The organism is Nocardia sp. NPDC019219, from assembly GCF_040632645.1.
In the GTDB taxonomy this organism is placed as follows: Bacteria; Actinomycetota; Actinomycetes; order Mycobacteriales; family Mycobacteriaceae; genus Nocardia; species Nocardia sputorum.
Genome location: NZ_JBEYCG010000012.1, coordinates 37,358 through 60,376 on the forward strand (window position 1 = coordinate 37,358; position 23,019 = coordinate 60,376).

General features: G+C 68.2%; 20 protein-coding genes and 1 pseudogene. 8 read left to right on the forward strand and 13 right to left on the reverse strand.

Annotated features, from left to right (window positions below):
- Positions 1-131: 131 nt before the first annotated feature.
- Positions 132-797, forward strand: a complete 666-nt coding sequence (gene phoU / locus ABZ552_RS21850) for a phosphate signaling complex protein PhoU (protein ID WP_281880156.1) — start codon at positions 132-134, stop codon at positions 795-797.
- A gap of 195 nt (positions 798-992) precedes the next feature.
- Here the strand turns inward: phoU and katG are convergent, their stop codons facing one another.
- The 5 genes from katG to ABZ552_RS21875 form a co-directional block, all read right to left on the reverse strand.
- Positions 993-3,224 carry a catalase/peroxidase HPI gene (gene katG / locus ABZ552_RS21855; protein WP_357439332.1) on the reverse strand — a complete coding sequence of 744 codons (2,232 nt, stop codon included), beginning with the start codon at positions 3,222-3,224 and terminating at the stop codon, positions 993-995.
- A 35-nt stretch (positions 3,225-3,259) separates the two neighbouring features.
- The gene (locus tag ABZ552_RS21860; RefSeq protein ID WP_281880158.1) at positions 3,260-3,703 is read right to left on the reverse strand and encodes a Fur family transcriptional regulator; all 444 of its coding nucleotides are present in this window, start codon (positions 3,701-3,703) and stop codon (positions 3,260-3,262) included.
- 448 nt (positions 3,704-4,151) lie between these two features.
- Positions 4,152-5,321 (reverse strand): zinc-dependent alcohol dehydrogenase, encoded by a 1,170-nt coding sequence (locus tag ABZ552_RS21865; protein ID WP_281880159.1) that lies wholly within the window; start codon positions 5,319-5,321, stop codon positions 4,152-4,154.
- A 12-nt stretch (positions 5,322-5,333) separates the two neighbouring features.
- On the reverse strand, positions 5,334-5,855 hold the full coding sequence (locus ABZ552_RS21870; RefSeq protein ID WP_281880160.1) for an SRPBCC family protein: 522 nt from the start codon (positions 5,853-5,855) through the stop codon (positions 5,334-5,336).
- A 430-nt stretch (positions 5,856-6,285) separates the two neighbouring features.
- A complete protein-coding gene (locus ABZ552_RS21875) occupies positions 6,286-7,047 on the reverse strand; it encodes an enoyl-CoA hydratase (RefSeq protein ID WP_357439336.1) in 762 nt (253 codons plus the stop codon).
- A gap of 231 nt (positions 7,048-7,278) precedes the next feature.
- Here ABZ552_RS21875 and gabD2 point away from each other — a divergent pair.
- The 3 genes and pseudogenes from gabD2 to ABZ552_RS21890 form a co-directional block, all read left to right on the forward strand.
- Positions 7,279-7,476: pseudogene (gene gabD2, locus ABZ552_RS21880) on the forward strand (succinic semialdehyde dehydrogenase); the annotation flags it as partial.
- Positions 7,477-7,549: 73 nt separating this feature from the next.
- Positions 7,550-8,233, forward strand: coding sequence for a type 1 glutamine amidotransferase domain-containing protein (locus tag ABZ552_RS21885; protein WP_357439338.1), 684 nt, complete (start codon positions 7,550-7,552; stop codon positions 8,231-8,233).
- A gap of 282 nt (positions 8,234-8,515) precedes the next feature.
- Positions 8,516-9,535, forward strand: coding sequence for an ABC transporter substrate-binding protein (locus ABZ552_RS21890; RefSeq protein WP_281880166.1), 1,020 nt, complete (start codon positions 8,516-8,518; stop codon positions 9,533-9,535).
- A gap of 13 nt (positions 9,536-9,548) precedes the next feature.
- Here the strand turns inward: ABZ552_RS21890 and ABZ552_RS21895 are convergent, their stop codons facing one another.
- Both ABZ552_RS21895 and ABZ552_RS21900 read right to left on the reverse strand, forming a co-directional pair.
- On the reverse strand, positions 9,549-10,787 hold the full coding sequence (locus tag ABZ552_RS21895; RefSeq protein ID WP_357439341.1) for an MFS transporter: 1,239 nt from the start codon (positions 10,785-10,787) through the stop codon (positions 9,549-9,551).
- Positions 10,788-11,044: 257 nt separating this feature from the next.
- Positions 11,045-11,701 (reverse strand): hypothetical protein, encoded by a 657-nt coding sequence (locus tag ABZ552_RS21900; RefSeq protein WP_281880169.1) that lies wholly within the window; start codon positions 11,699-11,701, stop codon positions 11,045-11,047.
- 18 nt (positions 11,702-11,719) lie between these two features.
- Between ABZ552_RS21900 and ABZ552_RS21905 the strand changes: the two genes are divergently transcribed.
- Positions 11,720-11,968, forward strand: a complete 249-nt coding sequence (locus ABZ552_RS21905) for a hypothetical protein (RefSeq protein WP_281880170.1) — start codon at positions 11,720-11,722, stop codon at positions 11,966-11,968.
- A gap of 21 nt (positions 11,969-11,989) precedes the next feature.
- Here the strand turns inward: ABZ552_RS21905 and ABZ552_RS21910 are convergent, their stop codons facing one another.
- Entirely contained in the window at positions 11,990-14,788 is a 2,799-nt protein-coding gene (locus ABZ552_RS21910) for a LuxR C-terminal-related transcriptional regulator (protein WP_357439343.1), read from the reverse strand.
- A gap of 216 nt (positions 14,789-15,004) precedes the next feature.
- Here ABZ552_RS21910 and ABZ552_RS21915 point away from each other — a divergent pair, with 216 nt between their 5' ends.
- Together ABZ552_RS21915 and ABZ552_RS21920 are read left to right on the forward strand one after the other, a co-directional pair.
- Complete coding sequence (locus ABZ552_RS21915) at positions 15,005-15,361, forward strand: VOC family protein (RefSeq protein WP_357439346.1); 357 nt, start codon at positions 15,005-15,007, stop codon at positions 15,359-15,361.
- Between the two features lie 48 nt (positions 15,362-15,409).
- A complete protein-coding gene (locus ABZ552_RS21920) occupies positions 15,410-15,883 on the forward strand; it encodes a DUF1801 domain-containing protein (RefSeq protein WP_281880173.1) in 474 nt (157 codons plus the stop codon).
- Positions 15,884-16,045: 162 nt separating this feature from the next.
- On the opposite strand, the gene ABZ552_RS21925 is transcribed toward ABZ552_RS21920, so the two are convergent.
- From ABZ552_RS21925 to ABZ552_RS21945, 5 genes are all read right to left on the reverse strand, one after another.
- Positions 16,046-17,314, reverse strand: a complete 1,269-nt coding sequence (locus tag ABZ552_RS21925) for a dihydrolipoamide acetyltransferase family protein (RefSeq protein WP_357439350.1) — start codon at positions 17,312-17,314, stop codon at positions 16,046-16,048.
- A 19-nt stretch (positions 17,315-17,333) separates the two neighbouring features.
- Positions 17,334-18,317 (reverse strand): alpha-ketoacid dehydrogenase subunit beta, encoded by a 984-nt coding sequence (locus ABZ552_RS21930; RefSeq protein ID WP_281880175.1) that lies wholly within the window; start codon positions 18,315-18,317, stop codon positions 17,334-17,336.
- 19 nt (positions 18,318-18,336) lie between these two features.
- Positions 18,337-19,482, reverse strand: coding sequence for a pyruvate dehydrogenase (acetyl-transferring) E1 component subunit alpha (gene pdhA / locus ABZ552_RS21935; protein WP_357439354.1), 1,146 nt, complete (start codon positions 19,480-19,482; stop codon positions 18,337-18,339).
- A gap of 11 nt (positions 19,483-19,493) precedes the next feature.
- Entirely contained in the window at positions 19,494-20,945 is a 1,452-nt protein-coding gene (gene lpdA / locus ABZ552_RS21940) for a dihydrolipoyl dehydrogenase (protein WP_357439357.1), read from the reverse strand.
- Positions 20,946-21,112: 167 nt separating this feature from the next.
- The gene (locus ABZ552_RS21945; protein ID WP_357439360.1) at positions 21,113-22,309 is read right to left on the reverse strand and encodes a helix-turn-helix domain-containing protein; all 1,197 of its coding nucleotides are present in this window, start codon (positions 22,307-22,309) and stop codon (positions 21,113-21,115) included.
- Positions 22,310-22,619: 310 nt separating this feature from the next.
- Between ABZ552_RS21945 and ABZ552_RS21950 the strand changes: the two genes are divergently transcribed.
- Positions 22,620-23,018, forward strand: a complete 399-nt coding sequence (locus tag ABZ552_RS21950; RefSeq protein WP_281880181.1) for a TOBE domain-containing protein — start codon at positions 22,620-22,622, stop codon at positions 23,016-23,018.
- Position 23,019: the final 1 nt, after the last annotated feature.

The following is a 23,019-nucleotide window of genomic DNA, read 5'->3' on the forward strand; positions in this document are numbered from 1 at the left end:
GCCCGACAGCGACACGGTCGACGAACAGCTTACTGAGGCAACGTGCTATCGACGGCGCGGCGGCCGGCCGTGCTGCTGTCGGCCCCCGCGAGCCTGCAGCGCGCTGCCCCGATGCGCGCGATGATGGAAGGGTGCGCACCCGCTATCACGATCACCTCGAGCAGCTGGCCGATCAACTGCGGGTGATGTGCGCACGCAATCGCGAAGCCATCGCGATGGCCACCGACGCCCTTCTCGGCGCGGACCTGGAACTGGCCGAGCGCACCATCGACTACTGCGCCGAAACCGTCGCGATGCGCGAGGACACCGAGCATGCCGCGATGACGCTCCTGGCGCTCGAAGCCCCTGTCGCGGGAGAACTCCGGCGGGTGGTGACCGCGCTGCAAATGGTCGACGACCTCACCCGCATGAGCGCACTGACCGAGCACATCGCCCGCGCCGCGCGGCGCAGGCATCCCGCCGACGCGGTCCCCGAACCGGTCCGAGATCTGGTGACCCACATGGGGGAGACCGCGGTCGACCTGGCGGATGCCGCGGTCGGCGTGCTGACCACCGCCGACCCCGGCGACGCTGCGGATCTCGACGCGCGCGACGACACCATGGACGACCTGCACCGCGACCTGCTCGCGGCGATCCTCGCCGACGAATGGGACAACGGCACCGCCGCGGCCGTGGACGTCACCCTGCTGGGTCGCTACTACGAACGTTTCGCCGACCATGCCGTAGAGGTCGGCCGCCGCACTCTCTATATGACCACCGGTCACCGCCCCGGCGACACACCCGCGCACTCCGGTTAGGTCGGGTCCCAGCTCTCTCGGCAACCGTGACCGCCCGCCCCGCAAGCCCGCGGCCCGGTACACGCTGATCACCCGCCACGGGGCAGATCACACGCCGGACCCGATGTGCCTGCCCACAGCCACCCGCCGATCGGCTGCGCATAAAGAAGTCCAGGTCGGCCCTTCAGGGCCGGCCTGGACTCCCATCGATGCCGATCAGGCGAGATCGAACCGATCGTTCTCGACCACCTTGACCCACGCGGCGACGAAGTCGTTCACGAACTTCGCCCCGGCGTCGTCCTGCGCGTAGACCTCGGCCACCGCGCGCAGCACCGAGTGCGACCCGAAGATGAGGTCGTTGGCGGTGGCGGTCCACTTGGCGGCGCCGGAGGCCCGGTCGAACCCTTCGTAGACGTTCTCCGCCGACTCCGACGGCTTCCACTCGGTGTTCTGGTCGAGCAGGTTGACGAAGAAGTCGTTCGTCAGCACGCCGGGCCGGTCGGTGAACACACCGTGGTCGGTGCCGCCGTAGTTGGCGCCCAAGGCGCGCAGGCCGCCGATGAGCACCGTCAGCTCCGGAGCGGTCACGTCCAGCATGTACGCCCGGTCGAGCAGCAGGCGCTCCAGCGGAGCCTTCTCGCCGGTCCGCACGTAGTTACGGAACCCGTCGGCCCGCGGTTCCAGAACCGCGAAGGACTCGACGTCGGTGTTCTCCTGAGTCGCGTCCGTCCGCCCGGGCGAGAACGGCACCGTGATCTGGTGACCGGCGTCCTTGGCCGCCTTCTCGACCGCCGCGGAACCGGCCAGGATGATCAGGTCGGCCAGCGAGACCTTCTTGCCGCCGGAGGCCGAACCGTTGAAGTCCTGCTGGATCTGCTCCAGCACGGGCAGCACCTTCGCCAGCTCGTCCGGCTCGTTGACTTCCCAGTTCTTCTGCGGCTCGAGGCGGATCCGAGCGCCGTTGGCGCCGCCGCGCTTGTCGGTGCTGCGGTAGCTCGCCGCCGCGGCCCACGCGGTCTTGACCAGCTGCGCCACCGACAGGCCGGACTCCAGCACCCTGCTCTTGAGCGCCGCGACGTCGGACTCGTCGATCAATTCGTGATCGACCTCGGGAACGGGATCCTGCCACAGCTGCGGCTCGGGGACCCACGGACCCAGGTAACGGGTGATCGGGCCCATGTCGCGGTGCAGCAGCTTGTACCACGCCTTGGCGAACGCCTCGGCCAGTTCCTCGGGGTGCTCCAGCCAGCGGCGGGTGATCTCGCCGTAGATCGGGTCCTCGCGCAGCGCCAAGTCGGTGGTGAGCATCGTGGGCGTCCGTGCAGGCCCATCGAACGGGTCGGGAATGGTGCCCGCGCCCGCGCCGTCCTTCGGCTTCCACTGCCATGCCCCGGCGGGGCTCTTGGTCAGCTCCCACTCGTAGCCGTAGAGGTTCTGCAGGAAGCCGTTGCCCCATTTGGTCGGGGTGGACGTCCAGACGACCTCGAGACCGCTGGTGATGGCGTCCTTCCCCTTGCCCGAGCCGTAGGCGCTCTTCCAGCCGAGGCCCTGCTGCTCGATGGGTGCGCCTTCGGGCTCGGCGCCCACCAGGCCGGCATCGCCGGCACCGTGGGTTTTTCCGAAACTGTGGCCGCCGACGATCAGCGCGGCGGTCTCTTCGTCGTTCATCGCCATGCGGCCGAACGTCTCACGGATGTCGCGCGCCGCGGCCACCGGATCCGGGCGGCCATTGGGCCCTTCCGGGTTCACATAGATCAGGCCCATCTGGACGGCGCCGAGGGGGCCCGCCAGTTCGCGGTCACCGCTGTAGCGCTCGTCGCCGAGCCAGGTGTCCTCCGGACCCCAGAAGACCTCTTCCGGCTCCCAGATGTCCGGGCGGCCGAAGCCGAAGCCGAAGGTTTGGAAGCCCATCGACTCCAAAGCCACGTTGCCGGCGAACACCAGCAGGTCGGCCCACGAGATCTTGTTGCCGTACTTCTGCTTGACCGGCCACAGCAGGCGGCGCGCCTTGTCCAGGTTGGCGTTGTCCGGCCAGCTGTTCAGCGGCGCGAAACGTTGCGCACCCTGACCGCCGCCGCCGCGGCCGTCGGCGATGCGGTAGGTGCCCGCGGCGTGCCAGCTCATCCGGATGAACAGGCCGCCGTAGTGGCCGTAGTCGGCGGGCCACCAGTCCTGCGAGTTGGTCATGATTGCCGCGACGTCCGCCTTGAGGGCGTCGACGTCGAGCTTCTTGAACTCTTCGGGGTAGTTGAAATCCTCACCCAGCGGGTTGGACTTGGACGAATGGGCGTGCAGCACCGAGACATCGATCTGCTCCGGCCACCAGTCCTTGTTGCTGCGGGGGCGATGGTCCGTCTTCGCGGTGGGGGACGGGATCGCCGGGTTCTCGCTCTCGCTCGCGCTGTGCGTCTGGGTGTCAGGATTGGGTGGGCGGCTATCGGATGACACAGCATTCCTTCCTGAATGAGTGATGTGGGCTGCGATCACGGATGTGATCGGGAAGCTTGTCTTTCCACACAGTCGGGGCACAGGCCCCAATAGATGACCTCGGCCTCGTCGATCGAGAACCCGCTGTCGTCGGACGCGGTCAAACAGGGGGCGTCGCCGATGGCGCAGTCGACATCGGCGATCACCCCGCACGCCCGGCATACGACGTGGTGGTGATTGTCGCCGACCCGCGATTCGTAGCGGGCGACCGATCCGGACGGCTGGATACGCCGGACAAGGCCGGTGGCGGTGAGCGCGTTCAACGAGTCGTACACCGTTTGATGGGACACCTCGGGCAGCTCGGAGCGCACGGCGCGGATGATCGACTCCGTGTCGGCGTGCGGATGATCGTGCACCGCGCTCAGCACCGCGACCCGGGGGCGGGTCACTCGCAGGGCAACTCCTCGCAGCATCTGCTGGAAGTCCGAGGCCGTTGGCATGCACGGAAGTCTCGTCCGTTTTCTGGAACGAGTCAAGAGTTTGTTTCGAAGTCGCGATACCCGTTGTGCGGCGCCGGGCGACTGCCGCGCAGCGTACCCAGGGACGCCTTACGCCCGGGCGCGTTTGCGGAGATTCGATCTTGCCGCCGCTGCACGTAGTTGCCGGACCGGACGGGCGCCAAGAACTGCTCCCCGGGAGGAGCGCTGCGGTGCGGCGTCGGTCAAGGACGGGGGTCGCTGCGGGTCCACCGCCGGCTTTCCCGCCCCCCGGCAGCGGCACAGCGGCGACAGGTCACGATCACGTGGCCGGACGTGTCGGCCAACCACAGCGCCTCGCTCCACGGGACGTGCGGGAAGCGGGCCAGCCGAGCCCGGGAAAGGGGCACACCGCACAATCCGTCCCGCCATGTACGGTTGGTGCCCCGCTCTTCCCGCCCGGAACCCGGCATCAGGGCCGGAACACCGAACGGATGCACCCTTCTTTTTTGTGCTTGAAGATGTCGTAGCCATATACCGCATCGGTGAGCGGCATGTCGTGGGTGATCAGATAGGAGGGGTCGAGGTCGCCCTGCTGAATGTAATCGAACATCCGGGGCACGAACCGCTGGCCGGATTGCTGCGCGGTGCGAATGGTAAGGCCTTTGTTGGTCACCACGCCCATGGGGAATTTGTCGGTCAAACCGTAGATGCCGAGCACCGATACGACGCCGCCTTTCCGGCACGCGAGAATCGCTTCGCGCAGTGGGGTCGCGCGGTCGGATTCGAGCCGGAGCAGCTGTTTGGCTCGATCGTAGAGCTGCTGGATTCCGGTGCCGTGTCCTTCCATCCCGACGGCATCGATGCAGGCGTCAGGACCGCGGCCGCCGGTGCTCTCGCGCAGGGTCTCCTGGACGCTGTCGACCGCGGTGTAGTTGATCGTTTCCGCACCGAACTGCTCACTCGCCATGCTCAGCCGCTCGGGGAAACGGTCGATGACGAAAACACGGTCGGCGCCGAGCAGGCGGGCGGTGTGTCCGGCCATCAGGCCGACGCCGCCGCTGCCCCAGACCGCGACGGTGTCACCCGGGTGGATGTCACAGAATTCGGCGCCCATCAAGCCCGTCGGCACCGCATCGGACAAGAACAATGCCTGTTCGTCGGTAACGCCTTCCGGAATCTGGAAACAGTTCACGTCACCGAACGGGACACGGACATATTGCGCGTGGGACCCCTGATAGCCGCCGAAGGGGTGGGTGTAACCGTAGATGCCGCCGGTCGGGTAACCGAAGAGCGGTTGTTGCAGGGCGCTGTTGGGATTGGTCGTGTCGCAGAGCGAATACAGTTCGTGGTCGCAGTACCAGCACGAGGCGCATCCGATGAACGACGGGACGACGACGCGGTCGCCCACCTTTGTCGAAGTGACTTCGGCGCCGATTTCGACGACCTCGCCCATGAACTCGTGTCCGAAGACATCACCTTCCCGCATTCCCGGCAGATAGCCGTCGATGAAATGCAGGTCGGAACCGCAGGTGGTGGTCAGACGGACCTGCACGATGACATCGTGCGGATTGACCAGACCCGGGTCGGGGACGGTTTCCACGGCGAGGTCGTTGACGCCGTTCCAGCAGAGCGCATGCATGTCGCCTCCTGTTCACCGAGCGGAAGAACGCGCGCTCGGATTGTGGGCCAGGGTGGGTATCTCGCCGGTCTGCAGGCGGGCTCGGGCCCGGTAGAGAGCGGTGAACATCGCCGCACCGGTCAGCAGATCGGGCAGCGGGGTGCGCGCCCGCATCGTCACCTCCGTCCCGAGGTCCTGCGGCGCGTCCCGGAAGCACAGCTCGATCTCGAGGCCTTCGGCGGACGGTGCGTCTTCCCCGGCCGAGCCGACGAACCGGAGGTGCCCCTCCTCCTCGCGCAGCGTGGTCTTCCAGGTTGTGCGGCCGTCGGTGCCCGACTGCAACGTCCACTCGTAGGTCGAGGGTTCCGTCGCCCGCACCTCGGCGACGTCGCCCAGCACCTCGGACAGCTTCGCCGGGTCGCGCCAGAATTGCTCGACTTCGGCCCGCGGACGGGCGATGGTCACCGTTTGACTGCTCGAGTAGCTGCTCGCCGACTCGATCACCCGTCCCACCAGATCGCTCAGCAGGTGTTTGGTGTCATCGATGTAGTGCATGAGCCCTCCTCTCGCTCTCCGTCGTCGCAGGGCCTCGCGCGCTCGAAAAGCGCCGTGCCCTGCGCTTGCGCGGACACGGAGTATCGGTCGCAGAGGAAACGCCGCTGCGCAAGTCCTATGCGGTCTCGGAGCGGCTACCCCCGGCTGCCGACGCCAAACCGCATTCGCGGCAAGCGTCGAATCCGGGAGCATGCGACGCCACTACACCGCGTCGAGACCGATGAGGCTTCGAGCCGACCGATAGCGGCAGGACCTGCCGCTCCGGCGAACACGTCAGGAGCCTGATCGTGGCACCACTCCGGGCGTCGGCCGACCTCGCGGGCTGCGCGGCGTGCAGGGGCAAGCGCCGGTCGCCGTATGGGTGCTTCGCACCGTTGCGTTCGGGGCGCCGATCGCGGGTGTGCGCGCGATCAGACGATTCGGTTGCCGATCACCGAGGACGGCCGATTTGGGCCTTCTTCGCCGCCAGCCGCGCGGTGAACTCGGGAGATTCGAGGGACGCGACCTGTGGCACGATCTCGGCGTCGACGGCGGCGGCGTGGGCGTCCAGGTTCGCGGTGTGACGCATGGTGCGCTTGGTGGTGATGAGCAGGTCGCGCGGCGCCTCGGCGGCGCCCGCGGCGAAGTCGAGCGCTCCGGCGAGCAGCGCATCGTGATCGCCGTCGATCACCCGGTGCGCCAATCCGGCGTCGAGCGCGGCCTCGGCGTCGAGGATCTCCCCGAACAGCGTCATCGCGGCGGCCCGTTGCGGCCCTACGGCGCGTTGCAGCATCCACGTCATTCCGCCGCCGGGATGGAGGCCGAGCCGCAGGAACCGCGCGTCGAACCGGGCGCGGGGCCCGGCGATCCGGACGTCGGCGGCCAGCGCCAGATTGAGTCCCGCGCCGACCGCGGCACCGCCGACCGCGGCGATGGTGGGCAGTGCACAGCGCGCGACCGCCAGGAATCCGTCGTAGATCACCCGCAGACCCTCCTCGCGGGCCGCGCCGAGCGCGCTCAGATCGGCGCCCGCGCAGAACGCGGGCGGGGTTCCGGTGACGACTACGGCGTGCACGCCGGTATCGCGCTCGGCCTCGGCCACCGCGGCGGCGAGTTGCCGGTTCAGCGCCGGTGTCAACGCGTTGCGCCGATCCGGATCGTGCACGGTGATGACCGCGACCTTGTCCCGCCGCTCACTCCTGATCTCCGCCATGACCGGATGGTAACCGTCTCAGCTCGGCCGATCGGTTCACGGCGGCACGGTTGTCGAGCCAGGAGCGGTAGCGGCGTAGCGCGTGCGCCGGGCCGGCGCCGAGGCGGCGAAGCTGTTGCCGCGCGCCACCTGTTCGGCAGGGGGTTCGCTGACCACCTCCGCGCAGCTCGAGACGGTCACCGCGCACGTGGCCGACGCCGTCGCCAAGGATGCGACCGCGCTCGCATCGACGCTCCCATGGGCGGCATGGGCGTCTCCGGACGCGGTCGCAGGCACGGCGCCGACAGGCTGCTGAAGTACACCGAGCCCCGGAGCGTCGCGCAGCAGCGCCTGCAAGGTTTCAGCCCACCGCGCGGTGTCACTCATGACCGGTGGTCCCGGATCCGCACCGTCGCACTCCAGACCCTGCGACGAGTGGGCGCACACTGAATCGACCGAGTGCGCACCGGCGATGAGACCACGTGAAGAAGTAGAACCAACGACGCACGAAGGAAGATCACGCATGACCAAGCGCATCTTGAACGTCGTCACCAACGTCGGCCATTACGACGACCCGTCCCACCCGACCGGACTGTGGTTGTCCGAGCTCACCCATGCCTGGCATGTCTTCGAAGAGCACGGATTCGAGCAGACCATCGTCAGTCCGGCGGGCGGCCGCTGTCCCTTGGAACCACGGTCGCTGAAGTTCCCCAGCTACGACAAGACCGCGAAGGCGTGGCGGGCCGATCCGGCGCGGATGGCGCTGCTGGAGAACACCGCGAGCCCCGACCGGATCGACTCCGCCGACTACGACGCCATCTACTTCACCGGCGGGCATGCGGTGATGTACGACTTCCCCGACAGCGAGGGCCTGCAGCGCATCACCCGAGAGATCTACGAACGCGGCGGCATCGTCGCCTCGGTCTGCCACGGCTACTGCGGCTTGCTCAATACGAAGCTCTCCGACGGCACCTACCTCGTCGCCGGACGCAAGGTCACCGGGTTCGCCTGGCAGGAGGAAGTCCTCGCGCGAGTAAACAAGCTGGTGCCCTACAACGTCGAGGACGAGGTGCAGAAGCGCGGCGCGCTCTACGAGAAGGCCAAGCTGCCGTTCGTCCCCTACGCCGTGGTCGACGGGAATCTCGTGACCGGGCAGAACCCCGGATCAGCCAAAAAGACCGCGAAGAAAGTCGCCTCTCTCCTGTGACTCCGCATAGCCGCCCGGCCCACCTGTGGCCCATGCGGACGGTGCCGGCAACGGACCGCCCGGCGGATTCTGTCGCGGAGCCGGACCAACCGCCGGTAGGCGGGCAGTCACTTCATAGGACCTCTTCGATTCGCACCGAGTCGAACGGTTGCTGCCTATAGGGCAGAAAGGTGTCGGCGAGCCTTTCGGATCGTGCCGAGGACAACCCTCGACACGAAATTGCGCATGCTCAACGATCGCTGGACTGCGACGCGCCGGTGCGTTGCTGATCTATGAGGGAGAGTGAGCGTGAAAGCGCGCAGCAGATTTCTAGTAGGCGCGATAGTCGCGACCACCGTGGCGATGCTCCTGAGCGCATGCGGCGGAGGGGAGGTCCGGAAGTCCGGCGGCGTGCCGGTTCTGCGATATCAGGGCTGGGCCTCGCAAGTCGTCATTCCGGAACTCGCGGAGGAGCTCGGCTTCTTCGACGGCAAAATCAAGCTGGAATGGCAGGGCAACACCATCAGCGGCCCGCAGGACATCCAGTCGGCGGCCACGGGGCAGGTCGACTTCGGCGGCGCGTTCGGGGGAGCGGTGGCCAAGCTGGCACAGGGTGGTGCGCCGATCACGGCGGTGGTGAACTACTACGGATCCGACGAGAAGACCTTCACCGGGTTCTACGTTCCCGAGAACAGCCCGATCAGAACTCCGAAGGATCTGCTGGACAAGAAGATCGGGGTGAACACACTGGGTGGTCAGTCCGAGGCGGATATCCACACCGCGCTGAAGAAGGTCGGTTTCACCGACCAGCAGATCAAATCGGTTCAGCTGGTGGTGTTGCCCCCGCCGAATACCGAGGACGCCGTCCGGCGCGGGCAGGTCGACGTCGCGGCGTTGAGCGGGCAGTTCCAGCAGCGTGCGATCGCTAATGGCGGACTGCGCCCGGTGTTCACCGATTACGAGGAGTTCGGCCCGTTCAACGGCGGGCAGTACGTTTTCCGCAACGACTTCATCGCCAAGAATCCCGACAGCGTCCGGGCGTTCGTCGACGGGGTCGCCAAGGCCATCGAATGGCAGAAGACGACTCCCCGTGACCAGGTCATCGCGAAGTTCACCGAGATCATCGAGAAGCGCAAGCGTTCGGGCGAGGACGCTTCGTCGGTGAAGTACTGGCTGTCGGTCGGCGTCCCCGCCACCAACGGCGTGATCGTCGATGCCGACTTCCTGCGCTGGGAGGACTGGCTGCGGGATACCGGTGCGATCAACGGCGCGTTCGAGCCGTCGAAGTTCTACACGAACAAGTACAACCCCTACGCGAAGTAGTGCGTGAGACAGATCAGGCTCCGCTGCCGCGAGAGCCTGATCTGTGGCCAGGCCATGGGATATATATCGGGATGTATCGAGCCATAACCCCGGCCCCGAGCGCAGATACGCCGCCGATGGTCAGGACCGCTACGGCCAGTGGACTGATCGCTGTCAGTCCACTGATCGCCAACGGCCCGACGAAATAGCCGCCGTCATGGGTGAGCCGCCACGCCGCGAGGAACTCGGCACGGCCGACGGCCGGCGCGATGTCGGCGCCGATGGTCATGATGACCCCGTTGCCGATTCCGTTGCCGATCCCCATGACAATGGCCGCGATGCTGAGCGGCAGCGCCGAATCCGTCAGCGGCACAGCGATATACCCGAGTGCCAGAATAACCAGCGAAGGCACCGCGACGAATCGCCTGCCGAAGCGGTCCATCAAATGGCCGGCCGGATAGGCGCACACCACATCGAGCCCCGCCCCGATACCGAAGATCAGACTCGCGGTGGCGGCGTCGATTCCGAGGTGATCGGCCCACAGGGGCAGCACCGCCTCCCGCGACGAACGCGCCGCACCCATCAACAACGAACCGCTGCCCAATGTCAGCAACAGTCGATGATGGGTGCGGACGATTCCGGCAAGAGACAGCGGAGGGTGCGGATTCACTCCGGCTGCCGAACTCTGCGGGTCCGGCAGCCGGGCCATCAGCCATCCGGCGACCACGATCGCGATCACCTGGACCACGAATCCGCCGCGTGTGCCGAAGCCGATGATCGCGGCCGCCCCGAGAAACGGTCCAGCGAAGAAGCCCAGGCGCATGGCTCCGCCGAACAGCGACATCGCGCGCGCTCTTCGCTCGAAGGGAACGACCTCGGACAAATAACTCATCCGGGCGAGTCCCCACACCGCGTTGGACAATCCGGCAATTGCCAGACCGATGCACAAGACCGGCACGGTCGGCGCGAACAAGCACAACAGCACCCCGATCGCACCCGCGGCGCTGGCGGCGATGATCGATATCCGCTCGCCGAGCCGGGCAACGATCTGTCCGGCGGGAATATCGCCCAGGATCTGGCCGAGGCCGACCAGCGCGACGGTCAGGCCTGCGACGGCCGACGACGCGCCCAGGTCGAGGGCGGTGAGCGCCATGACCGGCGCCGCGGCTCCCATGCCGATCCCGTACGCCGCCGCGGGTACGTAGACGGTGAACAACAATGGTCGAAGCGAAGCGATTTCGACCGAAGTCTCATCCTGCCGCGATGCGGTCATATGCGAACTCGGATATTCGCGGCCAGAACTGTGCCGCATTTCGGGTCATGCCGAGGACTCATCGAGACCCGAAAGTATTGGGCGTCAAAGCTTCACAACCTTCAGAGATAGGATGATGGGACCACATGGTCCGCAACTGTACGGATATCCTTATCGCTGCCACATTGTGAAAATCGGCGTGATTCCAACCGGAGACCGCCGGAACAGCTCGGGAGAGCTGTTCTCCGGTCCCTTTCCTCGCCGTGCGATCCCCGGTATCAGGAATCCGTCCGAGGCGGCGTCCGGACGGCGATTTCGCCACTCAGTGTGTAGTCGCCGGACAGCCGCAGCCCGTCTCCGCTCCAGAATCGGCCTGGGTCGTACCAATCCGGGCTGCGGTGCTGGGGCAGCAGTCCCATGGCTTGATAGGTGGCGGCGACGATTTCGGCGCAGTACGCGTTCTCCAGTTCCCGCGCGGCCGATCGGTCCCTCGTGCGGCGGGGGAGACGTGCGCGGCCGCGTAGCCAGCGTCCCGCCATGCCCGCGGTGGAGGGGAACGGGGTGCCGTCGAACCGGGCGATGGCGCGCAGCACGCTGTCCTCCATCTCTCGCCCGGCAGGAGGGTTCAGCTGCCGCAACCATGCCTGCTGACCGTAGCGGTGGGCCCACACCAGCACGGCGTCGCGCAGGTTGTGCAACTGGGCGCCGCGGTGCGCGGTTCCCGACCACATGTCGGGTAAGGATCGTCCGAGTTCCGCGTGCCAGATCAGCGCGGGCAGATCGTCGATCACGACGGACATCCCCACATGGTTCACCGGACTGTTGGTCGTCATGCGGATCACCCGGTCGGCCGTGGAATGTCCACGGAACAGCCAGATGTCGCCCGTTCTGGTGACCTCGACCGCACGGTCGAGACTGATGCCCGTCCCCGTCATGGTCGTAGCCTATGCGGTATGAGGTGGTGGAAGGCAGTGGGATTGGCGGGTGTGGCCGGTGTGGTTGCCACCGGTGTCGTGGTGGTGCGCGCGGAGCGCCGCCGCCGTGCCTACACCCCGGACCAAGTGCGCGAACAACTGCACGCGCGGTTCGCCCAGGTGACTCCGGAGACCGTCGAATCCGCCGCTGCGCAACCGCGGGGCGCGTTCGCTGTCCGTGGGCTGGTCGGCCGCTTGTTCCGTCGCCGGGCACGGCAGCGGAAGTAGCTGCGCCGCTGCGTCGAGGCCCTACAAGGCGATGCGAGCCATCGGGGCGAAGCCGAGATCGGCGAGCGCGGCCGCGCCGCGGTCGGCATGGTCGCCGCCGGCCAGCACCCTGGTCCGCGCCGCCTGGTAGGGGCAACCGGCTGCCTCGAACGCATCCGCCGTGGCGAGCAGCCGTTCGTGGTCCGCGGAGAGCAGTGCTTCGGCTCGCTCCACGATGGCGCCTGCGATGGGGTTTCCGGCGACGACGGTCCTGGCCTCGGCCAAGCGCTCGACGGCATCGGAGGCCCCCGTGAGCACACCGGCTTCGGCCCGCAGCGCCACATACCAGTGCAGCCAGATCCAGGTGACCCATCGCCACACCTCCCGCGGCTCGGTCGCCATCCGTTCGAGCGCCTCGTGCACCTGCCCACGGTGGAGCAGGGCGAGCGCGTCGAAGACGGCGCCGTACCCGTGCGTGCGCGCTGGTGACGTACCGAGCCCACGAACGAGCGCGTCCCATTCGCCGCGAGCTTCGTGGTCGCCACGGAGGTCGTGAATCATCGCCACACCTGCCACCGCCGGACCGAGGCCGGACTTGGCGGGGTCGCCGATCCGTTGCCACGTCTCGAGGAAACGGACGCTCTGGGTGCGAACGTCATCGACGTTGCCCGCCAGCGCGTCGGTCACCAGCAGCCAGCTCGTCGCACGATGTCCGACCTCGGCCAGCAAGGGATGATCCGCGAGCTGTTGTGCCCATCGGCGGGCGCCCCGCAGGTCCCCGGCGCCGAGTTCGGCCTCGGCGGCCTCGCCGAGCGCGTCGATCAGCTCAGGGGTGCCGACCGGAGTATTCGGGGTGGACTCCAGCAGCGCCATTCGCCGCCGTGCGATGGCCGCGGCGGTGAAGGTGTCGCCGGCCAGGCTGTGGGCGCCCGCGAGTGTGTCGAGTGCGGCGGACTCGGCAAGCGGATCGCGTGTGCGGTGCGCGAGTTCGACCGCACGCTCGGCACATGCCACGGTCGCCGGCACGCGGTCGCCGGACGAGTGCTGGTCGGTGAGCGCATCGGTGAGCGCCCGCCCGGCATCGGCCAGGGCCACAGCGGCTATAGCCGCCGGGTGGTCACCGGCGAGTTGCCGCGCCTCGGTGATGAGTGCGACCGCTTCCTCCGGTGGCAGGGGACGGACGAACTTGCCGGCGAACCGGTATGCGTTGGCGGCGGCGGTCGCCAGGTCGCGGGCCGCGCCGGCGGAATCACCGGACCGGAGGGCGGCCTCCGCGGCCGCGCGGTGGAGGCGATGCATGTCGTCGCCCCGCATCTGGCATCCGGCCGCGGCCGCGGCGTGCCGGAACAGCACGGCGGCGATGGCCGGGTCCTCCGCGAGCGCGGCCGCCTGCTCGTAGCGCATCTGGGACTCGCCGATCAGATTCCGGGTGAAGCACAGTTGCGCCATGTGCTGGGCCAGGCGGGACGCATCCGCGCGCCGCTCCGGCCGGTCGGCCGCCCACGCCATCGCGGCGCGGAAATCGTCGGCCACCGCGTCGAATCGCGGCCGCCACTCCGCGCGTACCACCGTCAGATCAGCGGCCACGGCCAGGCACCAGCTCAGGTGACGGGACCGGATATCGGCGAGCTCACCGGCTTCGGTGAGCTGCTCCGTTCCGTACTGACGAATGGTTTCCAGCGCCCGGTATTCGGTACCGTCCGGGCCCTCCGTCACCGCCAGCAGGCTCTGCTCGGCGAGCCGGGCCAGTCCGTCGGCGACAACGCCTTTCCCGGTCGCGGCCACCTGCGCGGCGGCCGCGACGGTGAACGACGTCTTGAACACCGACACCCGCCGCAGCAGCGCGCGATCGTCCGGCTCCAGCAGAGCGTGGCTCCAGTCCAAGGCCGCTCGCACCGAGCGGTGCCGCTCCTCGGTGCGCGAGCCCCCGGCCAGCATCCGAAGTTGATCGGAGAGCCCGGCTTCGAGGCCGTCCAGCCCCAGTGTGGTCCAGCGGGCGGCGGCCAGTTCGATCGCCAGCGCGACGCCGTCCAGCCGCGCGCAGAACGCGGCCACCTGGTCGCGCAGCGCGTTGTTCGGCGGCCAGCCGCCCGCCTCCGCGCGCTGCATGAACAACTCGACCGCATCCGACGCACCCTCGCCGGCCAGCGACATTGGTGGGACCGTGTACGCCCGTTCGAACGGCACCATCAGCCGCGCCCGGCTGGTCGCAAGCACCGTCACGCCGGGGCACGTCGCGAGCAACCGTTCGAGGAACGGCGCCACTCCGTCTCGCACATGCTCGCAGTTGTCCAGCACGAGCAAGACCTGCCGGTCGGCCAGCGCGGCAGGCACCGATTCGTCCATCGCGCGGCCGGGCTGCTCCCCGAGTCCGAGGGCGAGGGCGACCGTGCCTGCGACCGCGCAGGTGTCGGGGCTGGTGACGGGGACCAGGTCGACGAACCACACGCCGTCGGAATACTCGCCGGCCAGCTCCGCGGCGACCGTCAGCGCGAGCCGGGTCTTGCCGACTCCGCCGGGACCCACCGCGGTCACCTGCCGGTGTTTCCTGATCATTTCGGTGAGCTCGGCTCGCTCCCGGCCGCGGCCGACGAACGTGGTCAGCGGGGTCGGCAGCACCGGCGCCGGCTGTGACCGGTCGGGGCGAGCCGGAGCGGCCGCGCGCTGGGCCAGCGCCCGCCGATCCGGAACCTCCAGCTTGCGCAGCAGCGAGGAGACATGACTTTCGACGGTGCGCACGGAGATGAACAGACGCGCACCGATCTCCGCGTTGCTGAGATGTTCCCCCACCAGCGTCAGCACCTCGGCTTCCCGAGCCGAGATCTCCACCGTCGCCGCCATGGCACCGATTCTGCCGTATTCCCGTCGCGCTCAGACTGTGCGGTCGGTTCTGCCCTGGGGATATTGCCGTGGACGATCCGTGCGTCGATCCGTGGCCGGTTCCGTGGTCGCCACGGATGTGGATCGGTGGCGCCGGAGGAGATGCTGTGAGCACGTCCGGTTCACCTCGGCAGACGAGCACCGGGACCACCTGACCGACGACTCGAAGGAGTGATCGTGCCCAGCTCTCCCACGCAGGGAATCAAGACCGTGCTGCATCCCGTGTCGGACCTGGCGGCGGCCAAGACGCTGTTCACCGCCCTGCTCGGCGTGGCGCCGCAGACCGACACGTCCTACTACGTCGGCTTCGACGCCGAAGGCCAGCACATCGGGCTGGTACCGGACGCCGGGCCGCAAGGGATGACGGCGCCGGTGGCCTACTGGCACGTGCCGGACATCGAGGCGAAGCTCGCGGAGGTGACCGCGGCGGGCGCCACCGTGACCGAGCCCGCGCACGACGTCGGCGGCGGCCGCCTGGTGGCGACTGTCACCGACACCGACGGCAACGTCCTCGGGCTCATCCAGGACCGCTGAGCGCCGAACTCCACCCCCTCATCCGAACGCCACGAAGGAAACCAGCTCATGACCGCGCAGAAGACCACCGTACGCACCAGCGCCAAGACCAAGGCCTCCGTCGGATTCACCGACGAGGAACGAGCCGCGATGAAAGAGCACGCCGCAGAGCTGAAGACGGCCGCGCGCCGGGGCTCGCGGGCGGCGAAGGCGGACGGGGAGAACGACGTGCTCGCGAAGATCGCAGGGATGTCGGAATCCGACCGTGTCATGGCCGAGCGGCTGCACGCCGTCGTCAAAGCCAGCGCTCCGGACCTGTCCCCGAAACTCTGGTACGGCATGCCCGCGTACGCCAAGGACGGCAAGGTCGTCTGCTTCTTCCAGAGTGCGGCGAAGTTCAAATCGCGCTACGCCACCTTCGGTTTCAACGACATCGCCAACCTCGACGACGGCACCATGTGGCCGACGACTTTCGCCCTGACGAAGCTGACCGCGGCCGACGAGGCGAGGATCGGCGATCTGGTGAAGAAGGCGGTGAGCTGACCACCGCGCCCGCCACTGCCGCAGCGCTGTTCGGTTCCACACTCTCACGCCTGGATGGAACCGAACTTGCGCGCCGCGCGTCTTACTGAGTAGCTATGGAAGAGGGCGATCGCTGCGGTGCGGCGTTCGCTGGAACCGCGGCGGGCGAACGGTCGGCCGACGTCAGGTCACGATGCGGAGGGGATGTTCGAGCAGCTCTTTCAGCTGCTGCAGGAACTGCGCGGCCACGGCTCCGTCGATGACGCGGTGGTCGGCGGACATGGTGACGCGCAGGATCTTCCGGGTCACCACCTGGCCGTCGTCCAGGCGCAGTTCGTCGGTGGCGGCCCCGACGGCCAGGATGGCGGCCTCCGGCGGGTTGATCACGGCGGTGAAGTGCTCGATACCGAACATTCCCAGGTTGGAGATGGTGAAGGTGCCGCCGCTCATTTCGTCGGCGCGCAACTTGCGCTCGCGGGCGCGTTCGGCTTTGTCACGACTTTCGGCGGCGATCTGCGACACGCTCTTTCGATCCGCGTCGCGCAACACCGGGACGAGGAGCCCTGCAGGCGTCGCGACCGCCATGCCGAGGTGAACGCCATGGTGCCGCAAGAGCTTCTCACCCGCGAACGAGACATTGACCGAAGGATTGCTCCGCAGCGTCACGGCGACGGCTTTGATCAGCAGATCGTTCACGCTGACCTTCGTGCCGGTCGGTGCCAGGGTGTCGTTCACCTGGGCACGGAACCCGAACAGCTCGGTCACATCGATCGCGGCGGTCAGATAGATGTGCGGAGCCTGCTGTTTGCTCTCGGTGAGTCGCGTGGCCGACACCCGTTGGATGCCGGTCAGCGGAACTTCCTCGTAGTCGCCCTGGGCCGAAGCCGAGAATTTCGCCGTGGGAGCGGGGGCGGCTGGGGTCGGTGGGTCGACTTGGGCTGCGCGGTGGGCGGACTCGACGTCCTGGCGGATGACACGTCCGCCCGGACCGGTGCCCACCACGCGCGAGATGTCGACACCGAGTTCGTCGGCGATCTTGCGCGCCAGCGGCGACGACTTCTTCCGGTCCGCCGTTCCGCGGGAGTCGGCGACGGATTCGCGGACGGGGGCAGCCGCAACCGCACGAGTATCCGGCACGGCCCCGCTATCGCGGGCAGCCTGCGCGATGACGGCCGGGGCGGGTGCGCTAACGCTCGAGCCGTTCGCGGCGGCTCGACTGCCGTCGCCGATGAGCCCGATGGGCGTCCCGATCGGCACCCGCGCACCCTCTGCGGCGAGGATCTGCTCGAGCACGCCGTCGTCGTAGGCCTCCAGTTCCATGAGGGCCTTGTCGGTTTCGATCTCCGCGAGGACTTCGCCTCGCTCGACCGGCTCGCCCACCTGCTTGAGCCAGGAGACGATGACGCCTTCCTCCATGGTGTCGGAGAGGCGGGGCATGGTGATTTCGGGCATGTATGCGTCCTCTGGTGTCTCAGCGCCGCTTGCCGACGGCCGTGAGGGTTTCCACGGCGGCGGTGTACAGCGAATCGGCCGACGGCAGGGCGAGCCGTTCGAGCGGCTTGGCGTAGGGGAGCGGCACTTCGGCCATGGCCACCCGGCGCACCGGGGCGTCCAGATAGTCGAAGGCGCCGTCGGAGATGGAGGCGGCGACCTCTGCGCCGATACCGTAGGTGAGCCAGTCGTCCTCGCCGATCACGGCGCAGCCGGTCTTGCGGACGGACTCGACGAGGGTGGCGCGGTCCAGCGGACGAAGGCTGCGCAGGTCGACGACCTCGGCCGAGAAACCGTCGGCGGCGAGGCGTTCGGCGACCTCCGAGCACACCGTGGCCATACGGGAGTAGCCGATCAGCGTGATGTCGGAGCCGGTCCGCGTAACCGCGGCCTTGCCGATCTGCGCGGCCGGAAGATCCTCCGGCACTTCGCCTTTGGTGTTGTAGAGCGAGAGGTTTTCCAGGAACAGCACCGGATCGTCGTCTTCGATGGCGGCCTTGAGCAGCGCTCGCGCGTCGGCCGGGGTGCTCGGCGCGACCACTTTCAAGCCTGGCACGAACGCGTAGTACAGCTCCACGTTCTGCGAATGCGTCGCGCCGAGCTGTTGGCCGCCGCCGCCCGGGGTGCGGATGACCATCGGCACGCTGGTCTGGCCGCCGAACATGCCGTAGATCTTCGCGGCGTGGTTGACGATCTGATCCAGCGCCAGCAGCGAGAAGTTGATCGTCATGATCTCGACGACCGGACGCAGGCCGAGCATGGCGGCACCGATGGCGGCGCCGACGAAGCCCTCTTCGGCGATGGGAGTGTCGCGTACCCGCTTCTCGCCGAATTCGGCCAGCAGTCCGGCGGTGATCTTGTAGGAGCCTTCGAAGACGCCGATCTCCTCCCCGATGAGGAAGACATCGTCGTCGCGCCGCATCTCCTCGCGGAGGGTTTCGCGCAGCGCTTCCCGATAGGTCATGACAGCCACGGTGAGGTCCTTAAGCGGTGAAGATCGGGTCGGCGGGCAGGCGGCGCGAGTCGCCGGCCACGGGCGTCGCGTAGGTGAAGTCGAACAGGCTCGACGGCTCGGGATGCGGGCTGGCGTCGGCGAATTCCACCGCCGCGGCGACCCCGGCGGCCACCTCGGCGTCGAGCGCGGCCACGGACTGATCGTCCAGCACACCGGCGGCCAGCAGTGCGTCACGCCAGCGGTCGACGGGATCGTTGCTCCGGGCGGTCGCCACCGCTTCCTCGGTGCGATATTTCGCCGGGTCGACCACGGAATGACCCTTGAGACGGTGACTGACCGCCTCGAGCAGCGCGGGTTTGCGCTCCCGCCGCGCGGTTTCGATCAGCTCACCGGCTACCTCGCGGACGGCGAGGACATCGGTGCCGTCCACGCGCTCGCCACGCATGCGGTAGGAGGCGGCGCGCTTCCACAGATCCGGTTCCGCGGAGGAGCGTTCGACCGTGGTGCCCATCCCGGTCTGGTTGTTGATCACCAGGAACACCACCGGCAGGTTCCACAGGGCCGCGATGTTCAGCGACTCGTGGAAGGCACCGATGTTCGTCGTGCCCTCGCCCATCTGGCACACCACCACGTCGTCGCCGCCGCGGTAGTCGATGGCCAGCGCCGCGCCGACGGCCAGCGGAACCTGGCCGCCCACGATGGCATAACCGCCGAGCATGCGGGTGGCGGTGTCGTACATGTGCATGGAACCGCCCCAGCCCTTCGAGGTGCCGGTGGAACGGCCGTACAGTTCCGCCATGACCCGGCCGGGCTCGATGCCTTTGGCCAGCGCGTAGCCGTGCTCGCGGTAGTTGGTGAACAGATAGTCGGTGGGGCGCATGGCCGCGCCGAGCCCGACCACGGTGGCCTCTTCACCCAGGTTGAGATGGCAGTATCCGCCGATCTTGGCTTGCTGGTAGCTCTGCGCGGTGCGCTCCTCGAAGCGGCGCACGAACAGCATGTCGCGGTAGAGCCCGCGTAGCGTATCGGGATCCTCGGCAGCGAGGCGTGCGTCGGCCTGATCCATCGAGGTTCGCGCGGGGCCGCCGTTCGTCCGGCTCGGTGCGGGGGACTGTATGGCCTCGGGCCGCGTCGTCTTGCGGCTCGTTTTGCGAGAGGTGGTGCTGGTGGTCACGGCGGGTCTCCTCAACGCTTCCTGGGCGCGATGTGCACGGGCAGTCCGAGTCCGGCCATGGCCGCCTCCATGCCGATCTCGCCGAGGGTCGGGTGGGCGTGGATGGTGTCGGCGAGTTCGTCGAGGGTCGCCTCCAGCGAGATGGCCAGTGCGCCTTCGGCGATCAGGTCACTGGCCGACGGGCCGATGATGTGCACGCCGAGCACTTCGCGATGCCGCCGTCCGGCAACGATCTTGACGAAGCCCTCGGTGTCGCCGAAGGTCTGGGCCCGGCCGAGTGCCGCGAAGGGGAAACGCACGGTGACGACGTCGTGCCCGGCGGCGCGGGCCTTCGCCTCGGTGAGCCCGACGCCGGCGATCTCGGGGTGGGTGAAGGTGGCGGCGGGGATCGCGGTGTAGTCGATGCGCGCCGGCTGACCGGCGATCGCATCGGCGGCGGTGAGCCCCTGATGCGAGGCGACGTGCGCGAGCAGGGCGCGTCCGGTGACGTCTCCGATGGCGTAGACGTGCTCGACTCCGGTACGCAGTTGCTCGTCGACGGGGATGAAACCGCGAGTGTCCGTGCCGACTCCGGCGATGTCCAAGCCGAGGTCGGCGGTGTTGGGACGGCGTCCGACGCCGACCAGGACCACGTCCGCGTCGAGTTCCCGGGCGTGCTCGCCTGCCACGGTCACCCGCAACGCGTCGGTCTGCGCGATCGACTCGACCGTGGAACCGGTGAGCACGGTGATGCCCCGCTTGGTGAACGACCGCCCCAGGGCGGCGCCCACCTCGGCGTCCTCCAGCGGGACCAGGGTGTCCTGCATCTCGACGATGGTGACCTGGGAGCCGAAACCGGCGAACAGGCTGGCCCATTCCGCGCCGACCGCGCTGCCGCCGATGACGACCAGTCGTGCGGGCACCTCGGTCAGCCCGAAGGCGCCGTCGGAGGTGATGACGCCCGGCAGGTCCGCGCCCGGAATCGGCAACCGCGCCGGCACCGATCCGGTCGCGATGATCACATCCTTCGCGCTGATCGTGCGGGTGGCGGTCGCGGTCGGTGCGGCGGCATAGCGGGGGCCGCCGGGGAAGATCGGCGATCGACCCGTCTCGAACACTTCGACACCGGTCGGGCCGGTGAAGCGGGCGTGCCCCTCGATCACCGTGACACCGTTCGCGGCGAGCAGGCTCGCCACACCGTCGGTGAGTTGCTTGACGATGCCGTCTTTGCGCTGGCGCACCGCGGCGAAGTCATAGCGCACGTTGTCGGCGTAGACGCCGAAATCCGCTGCGCTGGTGAGGGTCTGGAAGATCTCCGCCGAGCGCAGCATCGCTTTGGTCGGGATGCAGCCCCAGTTCAGGCAGACTCCGCCCGGACGCTCCTTCTCCACCAAGCCGACGCGCAGGCCGCGTTGGGCCGCGCGGATGGCCGCGACATATCCGCCCGGCCCGCCGCCGACCACCAGTAGATCGAAATCCGGCACTCGTGGTGCTCCTCGTCCTCGATGATTGGATCCTCCGCCGGTTGTGGGGTGGATCATCGCTATCGAGTGTTGTCGCAGCGGAGTGCACAAACAATCGCCACGAAGCCCAGTAGTGCGGTTTCCGAATTGGGCGCTGCGCCCAATCGGGCAACGTAGCCGCGACGGGATCAGGCTCTGTCCGGTTCCTCGGCGAGGTCGAGCGCGGCCAGCGCCAGGGACAGTTCCACATAGTTGCGCTGGCCCTCGAGCGGGCGGTCGAGCAGGGTCGAGACGCGGTGGAGCCGATTGATGACGGTGTTGCGGTGGCAGTGCAGTCGCGCCGCGGCATGGGCCGCGGAGCAGTCGTGCGCCAGCCAGGCCGCCAGGGTGTCCAGCAGAGTCGTGCGTTCGGTGGCGGGCAGGGCCAGGACCGGCCCGAGGGTATGCGCGACCAGCATGTCGGTGAGATCGGTCGAGCGCAGGAGCAGCGCGTGCTGGAAGCGCTGGTGCAGCGGCACGAGTCCGGTCGCGTCCCGGGGCAAGGTCTGCAGTGTGAGCAGTGCCCAGCCGTGCGCGGTGCCGACCTGCGCGAGCCCGCTCACCGTGGGGGAGGCGCCCGCTCGTCCGCGGATGCGGGGTTCGATACGTCGTAACACCGCGGCCACGTCGTGGCGCTCGACCGCTATCAGCCCCACCGTCGAGTCGACGCGATCGTGCCACACGGACCGGATACCGACTGCGGCCAACGCGGCTTCCGTGCCGGTGTGTACCGCCTCTCCGCCACCGTCGACAACGACGACGAGGTAGGCGCTGGCGACCGGAAGGTTCAGCTCACGGGCGGCACGCGTGGCGAAGGTCGTGTCGTGGGCGCGGCCGGCGAGCAGATCCTCGAGCAGAGCGTGGCGGCGGCGTTCGTCGCTGCGCAGCTGTTCGAGTTCGGTATTGCGGTAGGAGGTGACCAGCGACGAGGACAGGCCATCGATCGCCGCCCACAACGCGGTGCCGACCGCACGAATCTCGCCGGGAGCGAGTTCGTCCGCCTTGTCCAGCAGGACCTCCCACACGATTCGGCCGCCCAGCCGGAAGGTGCGCAGCATGGCTTCGAGCGGCACGCCCTGTTCGGCGCGGCGGCGGCCGATGGACGCGGCGACTTCGTCGTCGAACGCGGTCGTCGGAGTACCCAGCAGGTCGAGGATGCGGGTCACGTATCGGCGGCAGCCGTCGACCAGGTCGGCACGGGCGACCGTCGAGTAGTCGGTCCACTCCGGGTTGTCGGTGAAGATCTCCGCTATCAGCCGGTCGGTCAGAGCCGGAATCTCCGCACGGCAGGAGGCGACCAACTCCTGCGTGCACGTCTCCGGGATCGCCTTCTTCGATGTCGACATGTCGCTCGGGGCCCTTCTCGTCGGCCGTACCCACGACTGCGGGGCGGCGGCATAGTCACGACCGTATCGCCGGCGGGAGGCGGCATCCATGGCGGTATCCGTGGGAACTACCTGCTCATAGCGGAATGCTCAGCGTCCTTCCGGGCCCGGGTCGACGGCCACCGCACTATCGCGCCGATGTGCCTTCCCCGCTCATGGGCGGCCGGCGCACTGCGGAGACCTCCGCCCGGTGAGCGTTCGGTGACGGATGGGCAATACGCGGTTCGAGGCCCGCTTCTACATCCGTGGATGCGGCAATATGCTGTATCTTGTGTCGAATCTACGGATCAGTGAAGCGGCCGAGTTGCTGGGAGTCAGCGACGACACGGTACGTCGATGGATCGATCAGGGCCGTCTCACCGCGACGCAACTCGACAACGGCCGCAAAGGAGTCAGCGGCCGCGAGCTCGCCCAATTTCTGCGGGCCAATGCCGAGGCGCCCGCACCCGGTACGACGGTCGCCGCGTCAGCGCGCAACCGGATGCGCGGAATCGTGACCCGGGTCGTGAAGGACACCGTGATGGCGCAGGTGGAGATGCAGGCCGGACCATTCCGGCTGGTGTCGCTGCTGAGCCGGGAATCGGTCGACGAACTCGGTCTGGAAGTCGGCAGCGTCGCTGTCGCGTCGGTGAAGTCCACGCACGTCGTCGTGGAGATACCGGAAAGTTGAC